This is a genomic window from Ottowia caeni, assembly GCF_050821495.1.
Taxonomy (GTDB): domain Bacteria; phylum Pseudomonadota; class Gammaproteobacteria; order Burkholderiales; family Burkholderiaceae_C; genus Ottowia; species Ottowia caeni.
On sequence record NZ_CP151080.1, the window covers coordinates 819347 to 835482 of the forward strand.

A 16136-nucleotide genomic window follows, 5' to 3' on the forward strand; every position below is an offset into this window, starting at 1 on the left:
CCGGGGTGTGTGCAGGGGCGCCTCAGATAATGGTGGCTCCCTATGCCAATCGCGGGTTCGACGGGTATTCGATATCCGGCATGCCCGCAATCGACGCCTGGGCATTGGCAAACCAAGTTGATTGCGCGATCATGGATCGGCTCCCAGAAGGAAATGCCAGAGTGATCCGACCCCCCTCAAGCGAACTTCCATCCAACGACCCGCGCCAGGTTCTGGTGCGCCAGGCCGCTCGCGCTATCGGTCGTGCAGGACTTAGCACCGCGTACGGGCATTGCAGTGTCCGGCTGGACGCAGCGTCGTTCCTTGTGTGCCGCGCCGGGCCGATGCCGACGGTAGGTCGAGGCGAGGCGGGGACCGTGGTGACCGTTGAAGGTCCGCTTCCGGAAGGAGTGCTGGGCGAGGTTCGCGTGCACCAGCAGATCTACCGCCGTCGGCCCGAGGTGAATGCGGTTTGTCGGGTGTTGCCGCCGCAGCTGATGGCGCTCTCGGCCATGGGCCTGGTGCCGCAGGTGCGCCACGGTTTTGCCGCTTTCTTTTACCCCGCGCCTCCGCTGTGGGACGACCCATCGCTACTGCGGGACGACGAGGCCGCTGCCGGCGTGGCGCAGACGCTCGGCGACTCCCCCGCCGTGGTGCTGCGAGGCAACGGCGCAGTGATCGCCGCCGAGGACATCAAGAGGGCTGTCACGCTCGGCTGCTACCTGGAAGATGCCGCACGGATCGAGCTCGCGGTGTTGGCGGCAGGCCGGGAGCAGACCGCCCCAAGGCTCACGGAGGGGCAGGCAAAGCGTCGGGCGACTTGGGTCGGGATGCCCGCCGAGCGGATGTGGGACCTGCTCACGCATGAAGATCCCGAGCGGGATCTGGCCCGCGTTGCCTGATCAAGCCGTCGCGGGTACGCCCGCCAGTTCCACTATGCGCTGCCGCAGCCACTGGAACATCGGATGCCGGTGCGTCCGCTCGTGCCAGTAAAGACCCATGCTCAACGGGATGAGCTCGAGCGGAACCTCGAACGTGCGCAGTGGATGGCGCTCGCACGCATCGATGGCGAAGCGCCTAGGGACCACGGCCAACAGGTCGGTCGCTTCGAGCAGGCGAGGCACCATCAGGAAGCTGCGCTCGGAGGCCTGGACATGGCGCTTCAATCCCTGCGCTAGCAGCGCCTTCTCCAGCGCGTCGTCGTAGAAGCTCGGCCGGCTGGGAATCACCCGCACGTGCGTGAGCTGCGCGAAGGCCTGTGGCGTGAGCGCCGTGTTCAAGGAAGGGTGTCCCTCCCGCACAAGGGCTGCGGCGCTGTCGCACCAAAGTTCCCGATAGTGCAGCCGCCCTGAAGACACCACCTGTGGGCCGATCGCGAGGTCTACCTCCGCCTGTTCGAAGCGCTCGTGGATGCGCGTGCGGTCCGCATCATGCACGGTGATGGACAGTCCTGGTGCTTCGAACTGCAGCGCCGCCAACAGCTTCGGGAGCACCAGCACGCGCACCAGATCCATGGCAGCGATGGCGATCTTGCCCTGCAGACCCGAGGGGTCGACGGCGCCGGAAACGACCATCCCGCGCATCTCGTCGAGCAGCTTTGCCGAGCGCACTGCGAGCTCCAGCGCGCGCGGCGTGGCCACCATGCCGGTTGCGGACTTCACCAGAAGCGGGTCCTGGAAGAGCACGCGCAGCTTGGCCAGGATCGCACTCGTCGCGGGCTGCGACAAACCGAGGGCCGCGCCTGCGCGCGTTACGTTGCACTCCTTGACGAGTACCGACAGGCAATGCAGTGACCAAGCGTCGACTCGCGGTATATCCATCCGTTCGCATCCTCGCAATTCATTCGCCGCTATAGGCAGTGCTACAAGCGCGCCCCATGATACGGGCCATCACAAAGGAGATGCTGGTGACGCAATTTAACTTGAGTCGGGCGCTGCCCGGCGACCTAAGCCATATTAAGACCGAACAGCGCGAGGGCGTATTGACGATTACCCTGAATCGCCCGGAGAAGCGCAACGCCATGAGCGTGGAGCTGACCTTCGAGATGGTCCGACTGCTGGAGGCGGTGGCTGTCGATGAGTCGGTCCGGGTCGTCGTGCTGCGTGGCGAAGGCCCCGGCTTCTGCGCTGGCATGGACATCAAGGACTTTTTCGATTCCAGCGAGCGTGACGAGGCGACGCTGCGGGCGGCCAAGGAGGCGGCCAACCACTGGCGGGTGCGCCTGTTGCGCAACCTGCCCCAGCCGACCATCGCTATGGTGCACGGCTTCTGTTTCGGCGGCGCGTTTGGCATTGTCGAAGCGTGCGACATCGCCCTTGCTGCCGACGACACCAAGTTCACGCTCTCGGAAATCAATTTCGGGCACTTTCCGGCCGGTCCGGTTGCAAAGGCCATCTCGCGCACGATGAGCGTCCGGGCCGCAAGCTACTATTCGCTCAGCGGCCGCACGTTCGACGGCCCGGAGGCCGAGCGCAACAGCTTCATCTCTCGCAGCTACCCCGCGGCTGAGTTGGAGGCCGAGACCTATAAGCTCGCCGCGGAACTTGCCACCAAGGACCCTGTCGCATTGCAATTCACCAAGGAGAGCCTGCAGTACGTCGAGACCATGAGCTGGGACGCCGCGCTGAACTACAACGCTGCCAAGTTCGCCGAACTCAAGGTTCGCCAGCAGGGCGCCACCTCGCGCGCGGCTTCGGTAGCGAGCTTCCTGGAAGGCAAGAGCCGTCCAGGCCTGGGCAGCTGATCCCGCCATGAGCTTCGACGAGCTGCCCACCGCGCTGCCCGCTCACTGGGGCGTCTTCCGCGAGCTGCAGGTGCGTCGCCATGGCGGCGTGCTGACCGTGGGATTCGACCGCCCGGCTAAGCGCAACGCGATCGGCGTGGAGATGACCCTGGAGATCGAGCGGCTGGCACAGGCCGCGCTCGGAGACACGGAAAGCTGCGTGCTCGTTTTTCATGGCTGCGGCAGCCATTTCTGCGCCGGTATGGACATGAAAGACTTTTTCGACCAGTCCGAGCGCGATGCCGCCACGCTGAAGCGGGCGCGCGCGGCGACCGACAACTGGCGCGCGCGGCAGCTGCGCAACCTGCCACAGGTGCGCATCGCGGCGGTGTCGGGCTACTGCCTCGGAGGAGCGTTGCCCATCCTTGAGTGCGCGGACATCGTGCTTGCCGACGACAGCGCGATCTTCGGCTTGCCCGAGATCAACTTCGGCTTCGTCCCCGGCGGGCCGATCGCGAAGTCCGCACGCAATGCCCTTTCGGTCCGCGCTTCCTCATACGCCGCCCTGACCGGCCGCCCTTTCGACGCGGCACAGGCACAGCGCTGGGGACTCGTCACGAACCTGCTGCCGCCAGCCGAACTGGAACCCGAAACACTGCGGCTCGCGCGCACCATTGCCGGCCGCCTCAAAGGATTGCAAGCCTCATGAGAGATCCCCACCTTCACGCCATCCTGTGCCGCAATGCCGCGTTCTATCCGCAGCGCGCCGCCGTCGTTTGCGACGATCGCCGCGTGAGCCACCTAGAGCTGCTGCGCGGCGCCGCCCGCGTGGCCAACGTACTGGCCGGCGCCGGCATCCGGGCGGGCGACCGAGTCGCCGTCCTCGCGCGCAACTCCATTGAGATGGTGGAGACGCTGTCCGCCTGCGAGCTCTCCAGCGCCATCGCCGTCCCCCTGAACCACCGCCTGGCGGACGCGGAACTGGCCGTTATCACGTGCGACTGCACGCCCGGCGTGCTGGTCGCCGACGAGGAATTCGCGGGCACGGCACACGCGCTGCAATCAGTCGCCGCCCATCCGATGCAGGTCCTCCTGATCGCCGAAGGCGAAGGCGGGCCGCGGTCGCTGCAGGCCGCAGCCCTGAAGGCCTCCGACTCACTGCCGGCGAGCGTGCCTTCGCCCAAGGACACGGCCTACATTATCTACACGAGCGGCTCCACGGGCCGGCCCAAGGGCGTGATGCTGTCGCACGGTGGTCTCGTGGAATCGGGACGCCTGCTGGCGGCGCCGGCGGGGGTGCGCCCGGACAGCGTGCAGATCGTGGTGATGCCGCTCTTCCACGTTGGGGCGACTGCGCAGCGCATGGGTTACCTGGTCAACGGTGCAACGATGCTGCTGCATCGGAAGTTCGACGCCGAGCGCATCGTCCGGGAGCTGGAGAGCGGTGAAGTTACGGACATCCATCTCGCGCCGACCATGCTGCGCTCGGTGCTCGACGTGATCGGCGACCGCACGCTGGATTTCAGCCGGCTCGAGTCAGTGAAGTACGCTTCGTCGCCGATCCCCGAAGACACGCTGGCACGTGCGATGCGCGCCTTCGGCACGAAGCTCCTGCAGTACTACGCACTCACCGAGGCCGGTGGTATCGGCACCGTGCTGCACAAGTTCGTGCACAGCGAGGCCATGCATGGCACGGGCGCGCACCGGCTGCGTTCTGCGGGACAGGCGCACCTGGGTTGCGAAATCCAGCTGCGCCGCGTCGATGGCAAGCCTTGCGAGCCCGGCGAGGAAGGCGAGATCTGGCTGCGTTCCGGCGCGGTGATGAACGGCTACTGGAACAACCCGGAGCTCACCGGCCAGGTCCTGGTGGACGGCTGGCTGCGCACCGGCGACGCTGCGCGGCTGGACGAGGAGCAGTACCTCTACATCATGGACCGCCTGAAGGACATGATCGTCTCCGGCGGCGAGAACATCTACAGCTCCGAAGTGGAGCGCGCTCTCGAGGCGCATCCCAGCGTCCTGGAGTCGGCGGTCATCGGTGTTCCGGACGTGCATTGGGGCGAGGCAGTGCATGCGTTCGTGGTCCTGCGGCCCGGCGCGCCGCCGCTTTCGCAGGCGGACCTCATCGAATTCTGCAAGGAGCGCCTGGCCGGCTACAAGAAGCCCCGCGCGATCGAGTTCCTGTCGGCGCTTCCTCGCCTGCAGCACGTGCAGAAGATCGACAAGCCGAGCCTGCGTAAGCCCTTCTGGGGCGAGCGCCAGCGCGCCGTGAACTGAATACCAAGGAACGAACGATGGACTCACTGAAACTCGACCAGGCGCAAGGCATCGCCAACGCGGCACTCGAAACCGGACGGCGGAAGTCCTTGGCGCCGCTGGCCATCGCGGTGCTCGATGCGCGCGGCTGTACCCAGGTGCTGCTGGCGCAGGAGGGCACCAGCCTGCTGCGCACCGACATTGCCACGGCGAAGGCTGCGGGAGCTCTCAACATGGGAGTGGGCGGACGGGAGCTGGCGCGCCGCGCCGAACAGAACCCCGGATTCGTTGCAAGCTTGAACGCCATTTCCCAAGGCCGCATGGTCACGGTGCGCGGCAGCGTGCTGGTGCGGGATGGCCAGGGTCGGCTGCTGGCGGCCGTAGGCATCAGCGGCGATACCGCCGAAAACGACGAAGCTTGCGCCGTGGCTGCCATCGAGGCCGCGGGTCTGCACGCGGACACAGGAGATTGAAGATGAATTTCGAAAGTCAATCGCTGATCGGTGCACCCACCGAGGACCAGCGCATATACCGCGACAGTCTGCAGCGTGTGATGGCGCAACTTGCAACGCCGGAGTACCTGCGTGCCATTGACAATGAAGCACGCTACCCCTACGAGATCTACGACGCCTGGACCGAGCTCGGACTCCTGCGCATCGGGTTTCCAGAGGCCTATGGCGGCATCGGTGGTGACCTCAAGGACCTGTTGCTTATCTCGCAGGACCTCGCCTACTGGAGCTACGACGTCTACACCGCCTACAGTGTGCCGCTCTACACGGCGCTCACGCTGTTGAAGGTAGGCTCAGAGGCCCAGAAGCAGGAATTCCTGCCCGCGCTGCTGGACGGACGTATCCGCCTATCCACCAGCATCAGCGAGCCGGGGGCCGGCTCGGATGTAAGCGCCTTGCGCACCACCGCCAAGCGCGTCGAAGGCGGCTGGGTGCTCAACGGCCAGAAGCTGTGGAACACCGCCGCCGGCGCGAAGGCGAACGTGTTGCAGGTATTGGCGCGCACCGACCCTGATGCACCCCCGCGCAAAGGCCTGTCGATGTTCCTGGTGCCCAACAACGCTACCGGTGTGCAGTGTCGCAAGCTCGACATGCTGGGACGGCGCGCGACCGGCACCTACGAGGTGTTCTTCGACGACGTCTTCGTGCCCGAGGACCTTCTCGTCGGCGGCTTGAACGAAGGCTGGAGCGGCCTGCTCGCCTGCCTGCAGACCGAACGGCTGCTCACCTCGGCCGGCTACGTCGGATCGGCCCAGAAGGTGGTTGACATCTCGCTGGCCTACGCCAAGGAGCGTGAGCAGTTCGGCCGCGCCATCGGCGAGTTCCAGGTGATAGGACACATGCTGGCCGACATGCAAACGGAGGTGGACGCCGCACGCCTGCTCCTCGAGCGCGCCGCTGCGGTCCTGATGCAGGGGAGTGACGCCGCGCGTGAAGTCTCGATGGCAAAGCTGTTCGGATCGGAGACCTACGCGAAGGTTTCCAACCAGGGCATGCAGGTGTTTGGTGCCTACGGCTACAGCATGGAATACGAGATCCAGCGGCACTTCCGCGACGCCCGCAGCACCACCGTGGGCGCCGGCAGTTCGCAGATGCAGCGCAACGCCATCGCAGCGACGATGGGGCTGAAGATGCGCTGAGCTTTATCGACGAATGCGGAAGATGAACCTATGAAACTCGGATCCTTTCACATAGCTGGACGCGATACCTTCGGCGTCGTCACAGAGGGCGGCATCGTTGACCTGGGCGAGCGACTCGGTGGGCGCTGCCGCTCCTTGCGTGAATTGCTGGCACTTGACGACGGGCTGGAGCTTGCTCGCCGCACGGCAGCACAAGCGCGCCAGCCCGACGCCGCACTTGAAGTTGTCCAATACCTGCCGGTCGTGCCCGACGCTCGCAAGGTCTTCTGCATAGGCGTGAACTACGCCGACCATCTGGAGGAAACGCGGATCCGCAAGTCGCCGTATCCCACGGTGTTCATGCGCTACGCGGAATCGCAGGTCGCACACGGCCAGCCGCTCCTGCACCCGCGGGAATCGGCGCAGTTTGACTTCGAAGGCGAGGTGGCACTAGTGATCGGGCGCGGCGGTCGCCGCATCCGGTCCGAAGACGCCTGGTCGCATGTTGCGGGCTATGCCTGCTACAACGACGGCTCGGTCCGCGACTGGCAGTTCCACACCACGCAGTGGGGCCCGGGCAAGAATTTCGCGGCCACCGGCGGCTTCGGCCCGTGGATGGTCACGGCCGACGAGCTGGATGTGCAGTCGAAGCCTCTGCAACTCACCACGCGCCTGAACGGGGCCGTGGTTCAGCAGTCGGACACCAACTTGATGATCTTTCCGATCCCGGAGCTAATCGCCTACTGCTCGACGTTGCTGCCGTTGGCCCCGGGAGACGTGATCGTCACCGGTACGCCGGGCGGCGTCGGTATGGCGCGCAACCCTCCGTTGTTCCTCCAGGTGGGGGACCGCGTTGAAGTGGAAGTCAGCGGTATCGGCGTACTGTGTAACGAGGTAAGGATGGACTGAGCCTCGAACCCAAGGGTACTCCCGGGTATCCGACTTGACGCATGCCGGCAATCGAGCCGGTGGCATTGGCAAGCCCACGCCGCTGCGCCAACATGGGCATGCACCGAATCATTTAAGTGGACAGCAACCAGAAGGAGACAAGATGGTCAAACGTCGACAGTTGATGCATTGGATGGGAAGCAGCATGGCAGCCGGCATCGGCTTGCCCGCGTGGGCGCAAGGTGTCGAAAAGCCGGCAGGCTTTCCCACCAAGCCGCTGCGCATCGTCGTTCCCTTCCCTCCGGGCGGTCCCGCCGACGCGCTGGCTCGCCCCATGGCGCAGATGCTGGGCGATCGGATAGGCCAGCCCGTGATCATCGAGAACAAGCCCGGCGCCAACACGATGATCGGAGCGAGCTATGTGCTGGCCGCACCGGCCGACGGCTACACGATTCTGATGGCCAACGAGGCCGGACTGGCACTTGCCCCCGCCATTGCCCCCGTGACCAAGGTCGATGTGCCATACGATCCCGGCAAGGATTTCGTGGGGGGCGCGCTACTGGCCCAGTACGGGTCCATCCTGTCCGTCGCGCCGGACGTCCCCGTGAAAACACTCCCAGAATTCATCGCGCATGCACGCAAGAATCCGGGAAAGCTGAGCTACGCGTCCTTCGGCATCGGCAGCCAGCCGCACATCATGATGGAACTGCTCAATCGGGAGGCCCGCATCGAGACCGTGCATGTGCCCTACAAGGGCGTGGCCCCCGCGACGCTCGACCTGATGGCCGGCCGCGTGCAGGCCATGATCTCCGCACCCTCTGGACCGCTGCCCCATATCCGCGCCGGCAAGCTTCGTGCGATTGCGTATTCGGGATCGCGGCGACTGGCACAACTGCCCGAGCTGCCGACGTTCGCCCAAGGCGAGTTACCCAGCTTCGAGGCGCGTGGTTGGTTCGGTCTCGTGATGAACTCCGCAACCCCGGAGCCGGTCCTCGCATGGTTGTCCGAGCAGATCTGGGCCGTCGTCCAGTCTCCGGAGTATCAGCAGAACGCGATCGGGAAGAATGGTCTGGAAGTCCCCAGCGTGGACCCGAGCAAGATGAGCGCGTTCCTCGCGGACGACCGCAGGAAGTGGAAGACGGTCGTCGACGAGCTGAAAGCGCGGCTGGTGTAAGGCCTCCTCGTCACCCCCACTCTCTCCCCGTTCCCCCGCGAAGGTGGGGTCCAGGGCTCCCCAAAAGCAAAGCCGCGCACTGGGCGGCTTTTTCAACACCCTGGACAGGCTAATACCGCCACTGCAACCGCAGACTCGCCGCCCACACCTGCGCGTTCCCCGTCGACGTCCGGAAGTCATAGCTGTCCACCTCAGGGCCCCCGACGCCTTGCGCGACAACTTGAAGCTCACGCCCATCCCGTACGAAACCTCCGAGCCCTTGCCATACGACGACGGCGTCAGCGACGACACGGAACGCCCAAAGAACGTCCCCACGCGCACATAGACCCCGAGATCCGGGGCCACACCCGTCTTGCCGAACAAGCTGATTTTCATTCCCTGCGGGCTAGCCAGGCGCAGCATGTCGCCCGCATCTAGGTAGCCCACCTGCATGCTGATGTAGCGCGGCGCCTTGGCGCTGGAATAGAGAAGTACGGAGGTGCCACCGCCTTCGCAAGGCATGGCGATGGAGCCGCATAGCACGCGGAAATCAACGGCGCCGGCACGCCGGCTGAGGGAAGAACCCGCGCCGCGCCAGCCCAGGGATCCCGCTTCGGCCACGGCAGTGAATGCCCGATGTCGATCTTCAGGCCAGCGAGTTGACGACCTGTTCTCCAAGAGACACTTTTATCGACAAGTAGATGACAGACCTTGAGAAAAGAATGCGTCTCTGCTTGGTTGGCAGTTTGCTGTCCTAGAGCAATGTGCCGGGAAGCCTCGCACAGCAAGACTACTGTACAGGACCCTGGCCTTAAGTCACGGTTTGGCAGATTCAAAGTCGAAGCGCAGGCCGCCTTCGACGAACTCACGAAGCTCTTTGGCCAGTGCGTCCGGTTGTGTGGCGTCGAGTCGGCCTTCGCTCAGGGCGGTGATGCGATTGCCCTTGTTCTGGTCGGTCGCAGCGAGGACCACAGCGCCGGTCATGAACATGTACCTCCAGGCAAACTTATCTGGATCGACATCCGGGCAAGCCAGGGCAAACGCACGCATGTACTGGCGGGCCATGGGATCGAAGTGCCGCGAAATGATTCGCTGGGTCATCGGCGAGGGTGACAGGCGATGCTTGAGCACCAGTTGAGCCAACAGCCTGCCTTCCTGGCTGAAAGCGGGGTCCAGATAAGGTCTGGTGAAGCTGTCGACAATGGCTGAAACCGAGGGGCGCTTGCTTTGCGCGGCTGCCTCCTGCAATACCTCCTCCAGCTCCCGAAGCCGCATGTTGTTCAGGCGCGGGGACATTTCTTCGAAGATGGACTCGGCCAAACCCTCCTTGCTGCCGAAGTGGTAGTTGATGGCTGCGACGTTGGCGCCGGCGAGCTTCGTCAGCTCCCGCATGGACACGTTTTCTATGCCCATTTCCGCAAATGCCTTCGTGGCGACAGCCAGGATTCGGGTTCGGGTGTCTTCGGCACCAGTGTGCGGCTTATCGCTGACAAGGGAGGAACGCATGTCGGGGTGGGTCAAGGGCCTGGGCAACGGGATTGCTGGAATTGTTGGCGATTGGAAAGCACGGGACAGTGTATTCATCTTGCCCGGTATGCAACTCTATCCAACGGTATTTCTTGACTGGCCCCTTGATGTCTGAGTTCTTCGTCTCCTGGCGTTGAGCGTTGAGGGCGTAAGTAGCGGAGCTCCATCTGCTCAGGCTGTTGCGCAGTGAAACCCAACACGGACCGTCAAATTGGTAACGCCGTCTGTTGGGCTTCGCTGCGCTCAGCGCCAGCCTACTGGGGGCATGAATGCGTGTTAACGTTTTTCCCGTGGTTCTCGTCGCAAAGGGTCCACCCTCGCATCCAAGACGACATCTCCGTAGTTCGGTATCTATATGGCAAGATGTCGAATCATCTTCGTAGCTCGTCCTGGAAAGTAGCATGCTGATTCGGCGCCGACCCGCCCTCCTGTTGTCCTTAGCCGTGGGTTCGCTGCTGGGGACACACATGCTCCGGGTGCAGGCTCAGGAGGTGTCCACGTTGGCGGCAGCGTCGGATCTCAAGTTCGCCATCGAGGAAGTGGCCTCCCAATTCGAGAGTCGCACTGGGCAGCGACTGCGGCTGGTATTTGGCTCCTCGGGCAACTTTTACTCGCAGATTCTTCAAGGAGCGCCGTTCCACCTCTTCATGTCGGCCGATGAGAATTTTGTGTTCAAGCTGGCCGATGCGGGCAAGACGGCCGACCGGGGCCGCCTCTACGCCTATGGCCGCATTGGTGTAATGGTGCCCAAGGGTGGTCCGCTCAAAGCAGACGGCGAACTCAAAGACCTGGCCGCTGCGCTGGCCGATGGGCGGTTGAAGAAGTTCGCCATCGCGACACCCGATCACGCGCCCTATGGCATGCGGGCGAAGGAGGCGCTGCAGCACGCGGGTCTGTGGTCTCGCATCGAGCCGCTGCTGGTGTATGGCGAGAACATCTCCCAGACGGCCCAGTTTGCCACCTCCGGCTCCACCCATGGCGGCATCATTGCCTACTCGCTGGCTCTGGCACCTCAGGTGGCCCGCCTGGGGGACTTCGCACTGATTCCCGAATCCTGGCACAAGCCGCTGGCACAGCGCATGGTGCTCATGAAGGGCGCCCCGGCCTCGGCTCGGGCTTTCTATAGCTACCTGTCCACGCCGGAGGCGCAGGCCATCATGGTGAAGTACGGCTTCGCCATGCCGAATCAGTGACCTCATGGACTGGCAAGCCCTGATCCTGTCTCTGGAGCTGGCGGCGGTCACGCTGGTGGTGCTGCTGCCCCTTGGCCTCTGGGTGGGCCGCTGGCTGGCTCGCTCGGCCTTCACAGGCAAGGCGCTGGTGGAGGCGGCCGTGGTGCTGCCTCTGGTGTTGCCGCCCACGGTGCTTGGCTACTACCTGCTGGTGTCGCTGGGTGGTGCATCGCCCATCGGCGCGTGGGTACTGGAAACATTTGACATTCGGCTCACCTTCAACTTCCTGGGTTTGCTCATCGCCTCGGTCATCTTCAACATCCCGTTCATGGTCCAGCCCATTCAGCGGGCCTTCGAGGCGATACCTGCCAACCTCTCAGAGGCGGCGGCGGTGAGCGGGCTTGGGCCGTGGCAGACCTTCGTTCGGGTGGAGTTGCCGCTAGCCTGGCCCGGGATTTTGTCCGCTGCGGTCCTGACTTTCGTGCATACGCTTGGCGAGTTTGGCGTGGTGCTCATGATGGGTGGGAGCATCCCGGGCGAGACAAAGACCATCGCCATCAGCATCTACGACCGGGTGCAGGCATTCGACCTACGCAGCGCAGACCAGATGGCCTTGCTGCTGTTGCTTCTGTCACTGGCTGCTGTGGCCGCGTCCTTCTTTGCCACTGCCCGTACCCTAAAAACAAAATGACCACGCCGCCTGCCGTAAACACGGCCGCAGGGCTGCATGTACGCGTTTCGCAACACCTCCCCATGCCTCTGGAGGGCGAGTTCAATTGCGCTGCTGGGCAAATGCTGGCCATCGTAGGGCCATCCGGTGCAGGCAAGACCTCCATGCTTCGAGTTTTCGCCGGCCTGATGAAGCCGACCCATGCCACCATCGCGGTGGGAGGCGAGGTCTGGTGTGACACAAACGCAGGAATCTACCTGGCGCCTCAGCAACGGCATGTGGGGCTGGTGTTCCAGAACTACGCCCTCATGCCCCACCTCTCGGCGCTGGATGATGTGGGCTTGTCGCTGCTGCATTTGTCAGCCAGGGAGCGCAGGGAGCGGGCCCGGCACTGGCTGACTCATGTCAGGCTCACCGATGAGCAGCAGACCCGCAAGCCATCAGCCTTATCTGGCGGCCAACAGCAGCGCGTGGCGGTGGCGCGTGCCTTGGCTCGGGAGCCAAGGCTGTTGCTGCTGGACGAGCCTTTCTCGGCGGTGGACCAGATGAGCCGCCAGGGCTTGTACGAGTTGCTGGCCGAATTGCGAAGAGATCTGCACATTCCCATCGTCCTGGTCACCCACGATCTGGTGGAAGCCCGCCATCTGGCCGATAGCATGGTGGTGATGGATGCGGGCAAGGTTCTGCAGCAAGGCGCTCCGGCGCAGGTCTATCGCTCGCCCCGCAACGCCCGTGTGGCCGACCTCATGGGGGTGCAGAACCGTTTCCACGGCCGCTGGCTGGGCCCGCTTGACGACGCCGATGCGACCGAGCAAAAGGGTTGGCTGGAATGGCTGTCCATCACTGGAGACTTAACCGGGCCGCGCCTGCGGGTGAAGGACAAGGGGCGGCTGTCCCCTGGGCAGTCGCTGACCTGGGTCATTCAGGGAGATGGCCTGCGCCTTGCGGGTTTCGAGGGAAGCTTCCCGAGCGCTGAGGCGAGCGACTGGATGTCGCTGGAGGCCTCCGTCACGGCCGTGCGTAACCTTGGAGAGACCTCGCTGGCTGTAGCAGCTATCAGCGGCGTAGATGGGGCGTCTTTCCGGTTGACGCGCTCCGGACCTGAGCGGCGTCACCTGGAGGTTGGAAAAACAATTCAGGTTCTGCTGGATTGCGACTGGGTGCACGTTATGCCAATCAATCCTGGCTGATCTACTCGTGTGGAAAGCCTTATCGACTCAAATAATGAGGGGATAAGAGCAGTCATTCAACTCAATGTCAGATGTGGGTGGGTGCTTACCCTCCATCACGCATCAAACGAAAATCGTGGAAGTCAGTCAGGATGGATTCGCACCGCTCGCCTCTCAGATCAGTGAAAAGACACGGGCCGCCCATGGCCGGCGCCGTACTCACGCGTTCGAGCGAAACTGCCTTGCCGCAAAAGCCCAGACCATGCGTGAGGCATCGGGCCCCTTTCCGTCACTGAAGGCTTTGCCCGCGGCGCCACCGCTCCAGGCGTGGGCCAAGCCATTGACTTCGACCAGAGTCGCTACTGTGCTTGCCTTGCGCTTGAAATCGGTAACCGCCATCGGGTAGCGCTTGCCTCGCTGGAGGCTGCGCGCCTGACTTGCTTGCGCCCCTGCTGCGTGGGCCCATACCGCAACCGCGGAATGGCCATTCCTGGGTGAGACCACGGTGTCCGCGTCGCCGTGGATGACCAGCAAGGGAGGCCAGTCTGCCTCCATCGTGCCGGGGGTGGCCAACAAAGGGCTCGTGAGGCGATGACCATGCATGGCGCCCAGGGCCGATAGGCTGGAGTTGGCGGTGCCGGGCGGAATCCCCGAGTGCATGACAACGGCTTGGAACCGCCCAGGGTGGCGAGTGACCAGCAAGGCAGCCATGCTCGCTCCTGCCGACAGCCCGGCGACGGCCACGCGTGCCTTGTCCACGGGATACATCAGGCAGACTTGGTCAATCGCTTGCATGATCAACGCGGCTTCGCCAAAGGCGCGGCCGGTTTTCGTGTCGAACCAGTTCCAGCAACCCTGTGCATTGGCGATGCGGTCCTGCTCAGGATAGAGCACCAGAAAGCGCTCGCGCATCGCGATGCGGTTCATGCGCGTGCTTTTGGCAAAGCTGTTGGCGTCCTGACCGCAGCCGTGCAGCATCACCATGAGCGGAAGCCGTTCACCGAACGCGACCCCTGGCGGGCGATAGAGCCGAAAGCGCCGGACACCGTTCGCTCCGGCCACCACGCCAGGAATCCACGAGCCGTCTCCAGGTGGCGGTTTGCGACTGGCCGCCGCAGGCTTCAGCACCTTGGTGAGCGCCCGGGCGCCGGAAGCGCTGGCCAGGCGGGTCATCGCCACAAAGCTCCGCTCGAAACTCTTGGCCCAAGCGGACGTGCTTGATCGTTTTTTCATTAGTTCCATTCTGCACTTCAGCCGATGCGCTGGATGTGCGAGTGCGCACAGACCACTAAACTTCTGTAGGTTGGCGCTGAGCGCAGCGAAGCCCAACACCGATCGCCAGTTTGATGGCACCGTCTGTTGGGCTTCGCTGCGCTCAGCGCCAACCTACTGGGGCATGAGCGCGTGTTTAAGTTTTGCTCGCGGTTCGCTGGCGACCGTTGCACGATGCATATTGCACGACGCCTACAAACACTGGTGAATTGCGGATGCCCACCCGCAGCGCATTCGGGGCCAGCACGGTACTTGGCAAGTCCAGTAGGTGCTCTGATGCCATGGAGTCATCCGGCCGGACACTGAACTCGCCGGTGGCTGCGGCGAAATGGCGGACCTTGTCATCCTGATGTGCTTCGCGCTCAATGGCAAAGCTTGCGCGCGACTCCTTGAAGGTCGGGTCTCAAAAATCCCAGGCGTAGCGGTCCTGCCCATGTACCAGCATGACTGCATCCCGGTTGGCCTTGCAATGCCAGGTCTGCTGTGTGGTGCCGTTGGCCACGATGTCCAGTGCTTCCACGTCCAGCACCGCAGCGCACCGATACTCTGGCGCCCGGACTGATTCGTAGCAGATCCACTGCACGCCGTTTTCGGCAGCCGCCTGGGCCACCGCCTGGGTGTGCGTGTAGTCGCTGCCGTGGGTCCAGGTCGATCGAGCCGCCACCCAAGGAGGTGCCATCAGGTCGATGGCCGAACCGTCGATCGCTGCCTGAAAAAAGGTGTGCTCGGTCACCAGGTCGCCCATGGCCAGGCCGGCGCTGTCCAGCACGAAACGGTGCCGCCAGTAGGCCACTTCCGCGCAGGCAGCATAGAGCTCTTCGGCACCATACCAAAGACCCAGCGTCCCGCCCTTGCGGAAGCGGCTGGGGTGCTGTGGGCGATAGCGGAAGGGCGTGAAGATCAGGAAGTGCTTGTGCGCTTTCATGGCGGGGACACGGGGTTTGCTGCCTTCTAGCAACGACTCCAGCACAGTCTGCTCGTCCGGGGAGTCCACCAGCCGCATGGTCGCGACAACATGCTGCGCCTCGACGCCGCGCCAGGCCTTCATGGTCTGGTGCGCCACCCCAATGTTGAACCAGTCTGGACTCCACACGGCATCGGTCATGCTGGCGCCCGCATCCCGTCGAGGTAGCTCAAGGTTGCCACAAGGCCTTCGGGGTTCTCGATCAAATTCACCGGCTTGTCGCCCAGTGCTTTGTTATGGCTGCGCATCCAGGCGAGGCGTTTCTCGCCGTCGGTGCCCACCAGCGCGTCGAGGGACCGATACACCCGCACCAGCAGCAGCGAAAGCTGCCCCTCTTTGGAGCGGGGGTCCAGGCCTCGCTGGCCCTTGGTTAAACGCGACACTGTGGGCTCGCTCACGCCGATGACACGCGACAGGGCTGCACCAGACAGTCCCAGCAGGTCACTGGCACGGAGCGTGGCCTTGGCAAGGACATGCCCCGGATCAACTTTGGGGATAGCTTGCGGGTTCATCAGCGGATCTCCCTTTCTTTCAAATGAAATATTATCACGTCATCGTGTAATATTTACATGGAAAAATGAAAGTGACCAGTGCTTTAGCTGAAGGATGCCACCTCATGCCGAGTCGATCAGCTTGTATGGCTCAATTGGCTCATACGGTTCATATTGATTGGCTGTTATGCAGGCGCTGTGAGCTTTGAGTGGTAGTCAACGACTAATGCAAGTCAGAGAGCAGCC

Annotated in this window: 16 protein-coding genes; 11 read left to right on the plus strand and 5 right to left on the minus strand. The window is 63.7% G+C overall.

Translation table 11 applies throughout. The features are described from left to right. Positions 1–161: 161 nt before the first annotated feature. On the plus strand, positions 162–881 hold the full coding sequence (locus AAAK34_RS03970; RefSeq protein ID WP_431777772.1) for a class II aldolase/adducin family protein: 720 nt from the start codon (positions 162–164) through the stop codon (positions 879–881). Here AAAK34_RS03970 and AAAK34_RS03975 read toward each other — a convergent pair whose 3' ends face one another. Next, on the minus strand, positions 882–1799 hold the full coding sequence (locus AAAK34_RS03975; protein WP_231695372.1) for a LysR family transcriptional regulator: 918 nt from the start codon (positions 1797–1799) through the stop codon (positions 882–884). 86 nt (positions 1800–1885) lie between these two features. Between AAAK34_RS03975 and AAAK34_RS03980 the strand changes: the two genes are divergently transcribed. From AAAK34_RS03980 to AAAK34_RS04010, 7 genes are all read left to right on the plus strand, one after another. Next, positions 1886–2722, plus strand: coding sequence for an enoyl-CoA hydratase-related protein (locus AAAK34_RS03980; RefSeq protein ID WP_231695371.1), 837 nt, complete (start codon positions 1886–1888; stop codon positions 2720–2722). Between the two features lie 7 nt (positions 2723–2729). After that, positions 2730–3410, plus strand: a complete 681-nt coding sequence (locus AAAK34_RS03985; RefSeq protein WP_231695370.1) for an enoyl-CoA hydratase/isomerase family protein — start codon at positions 2730–2732, stop codon at positions 3408–3410. Further along, a complete protein-coding gene (locus AAAK34_RS03990; protein WP_231695369.1) occupies positions 3407–4978 on the plus strand; it encodes an AMP-binding protein in 1572 nt (523 codons plus the stop codon). The genes AAAK34_RS03985 and AAAK34_RS03990 overlap by 4 nt, the downstream gene beginning before the upstream one ends. A 17-nt stretch (positions 4979–4995) precedes the next feature. Then, the gene (locus tag AAAK34_RS03995) at positions 4996–5430 is read left to right on the plus strand and encodes a heme-binding protein (RefSeq protein WP_231695368.1); all 435 of its coding nucleotides are present in this window, start codon (positions 4996–4998) and stop codon (positions 5428–5430) included. Positions 5431–5432: 2 nt separating this feature from the next. After that, entirely contained in the window at positions 5433–6605 is a 1173-nt protein-coding gene (locus AAAK34_RS04000; RefSeq protein WP_231695367.1) for an acyl-CoA dehydrogenase family protein, read from the plus strand. A gap of 30 nt (positions 6606–6635) precedes the next feature. Continuing rightward, on the plus strand, positions 6636–7493 hold the full coding sequence (locus AAAK34_RS04005; protein ID WP_231695366.1) for a fumarylacetoacetate hydrolase family protein: 858 nt from the start codon (positions 6636–6638) through the stop codon (positions 7491–7493). A 142-nt stretch (positions 7494–7635) separates the two neighbouring features. Continuing rightward, a complete protein-coding gene (locus AAAK34_RS04010; protein ID WP_231695365.1) occupies positions 7636–8646 on the plus strand; it encodes a tripartite tricarboxylate transporter substrate binding protein in 1011 nt (336 codons plus the stop codon). A 795-nt stretch (positions 8647–9441) separates the two neighbouring features. Here the strand turns inward: AAAK34_RS04010 and AAAK34_RS04015 are convergent. Then, positions 9442–10131, minus strand: a complete 690-nt coding sequence (locus AAAK34_RS04015) for a TetR/AcrR family transcriptional regulator (protein WP_231695363.1) — start codon at positions 10129–10131, stop codon at positions 9442–9444. Positions 10132–10553: 422 nt separating this feature from the next. Between AAAK34_RS04015 and modA the strand changes: the two genes are divergently transcribed. From modA to AAAK34_RS04030, 3 genes are read left to right on the plus strand one after another with little or no spacing between them, the layout of a single operon-like run. Further along, positions 10554–11345 (plus strand): molybdate ABC transporter substrate-binding protein, encoded by a 792-nt coding sequence (modA, locus tag AAAK34_RS04020; protein ID WP_231695362.1) that lies wholly within the window; start codon positions 10554–10556, stop codon positions 11343–11345. Positions 11346–11349: 4 nt separating this feature from the next. Further along, complete coding sequence (modB, locus tag AAAK34_RS04025; RefSeq protein WP_231695361.1) at positions 11350–12015, plus strand: molybdate ABC transporter permease subunit; 666 nt, start codon at positions 11350–11352, stop codon at positions 12013–12015. Next, the gene (locus tag AAAK34_RS04030; protein ID WP_231695360.1) at positions 12012–13184 is read left to right on the plus strand and encodes an ABC transporter ATP-binding protein; all 1173 of its coding nucleotides are present in this window, start codon (positions 12012–12014) and stop codon (positions 13182–13184) included. Before modB ends, AAAK34_RS04030 begins: the two co-directional genes overlap by 4 nt. Positions 13185–13382: 198 nt before the next feature. Here AAAK34_RS04030 and AAAK34_RS04035 read toward each other — a convergent pair whose 3' ends face one another. The 3 genes from AAAK34_RS04035 to AAAK34_RS04045 form a co-directional block, all read right to left on the minus strand. Continuing rightward, a complete protein-coding gene (locus tag AAAK34_RS04035; RefSeq protein WP_231695359.1) occupies positions 13383–14396 on the minus strand; it encodes an extracellular catalytic domain type 1 short-chain-length polyhydroxyalkanoate depolymerase in 1014 nt (337 codons plus the stop codon). Positions 14397–14838: 442 nt separating this feature from the next. After that, entirely contained in the window at positions 14839–15540 is a 702-nt protein-coding gene (locus tag AAAK34_RS04040) for an RES family NAD+ phosphorylase (RefSeq protein ID WP_231695358.1), read from the minus strand. Beyond that, entirely contained in the window at positions 15537–15911 is a 375-nt protein-coding gene (locus AAAK34_RS04045; RefSeq protein WP_231695357.1) for an antitoxin Xre-like helix-turn-helix domain-containing protein, read from the minus strand. Before AAAK34_RS04045 ends, AAAK34_RS04040 begins: the two co-directional genes overlap by 4 nt. Positions 15912–16136 lie beyond the last annotated feature (225 nt).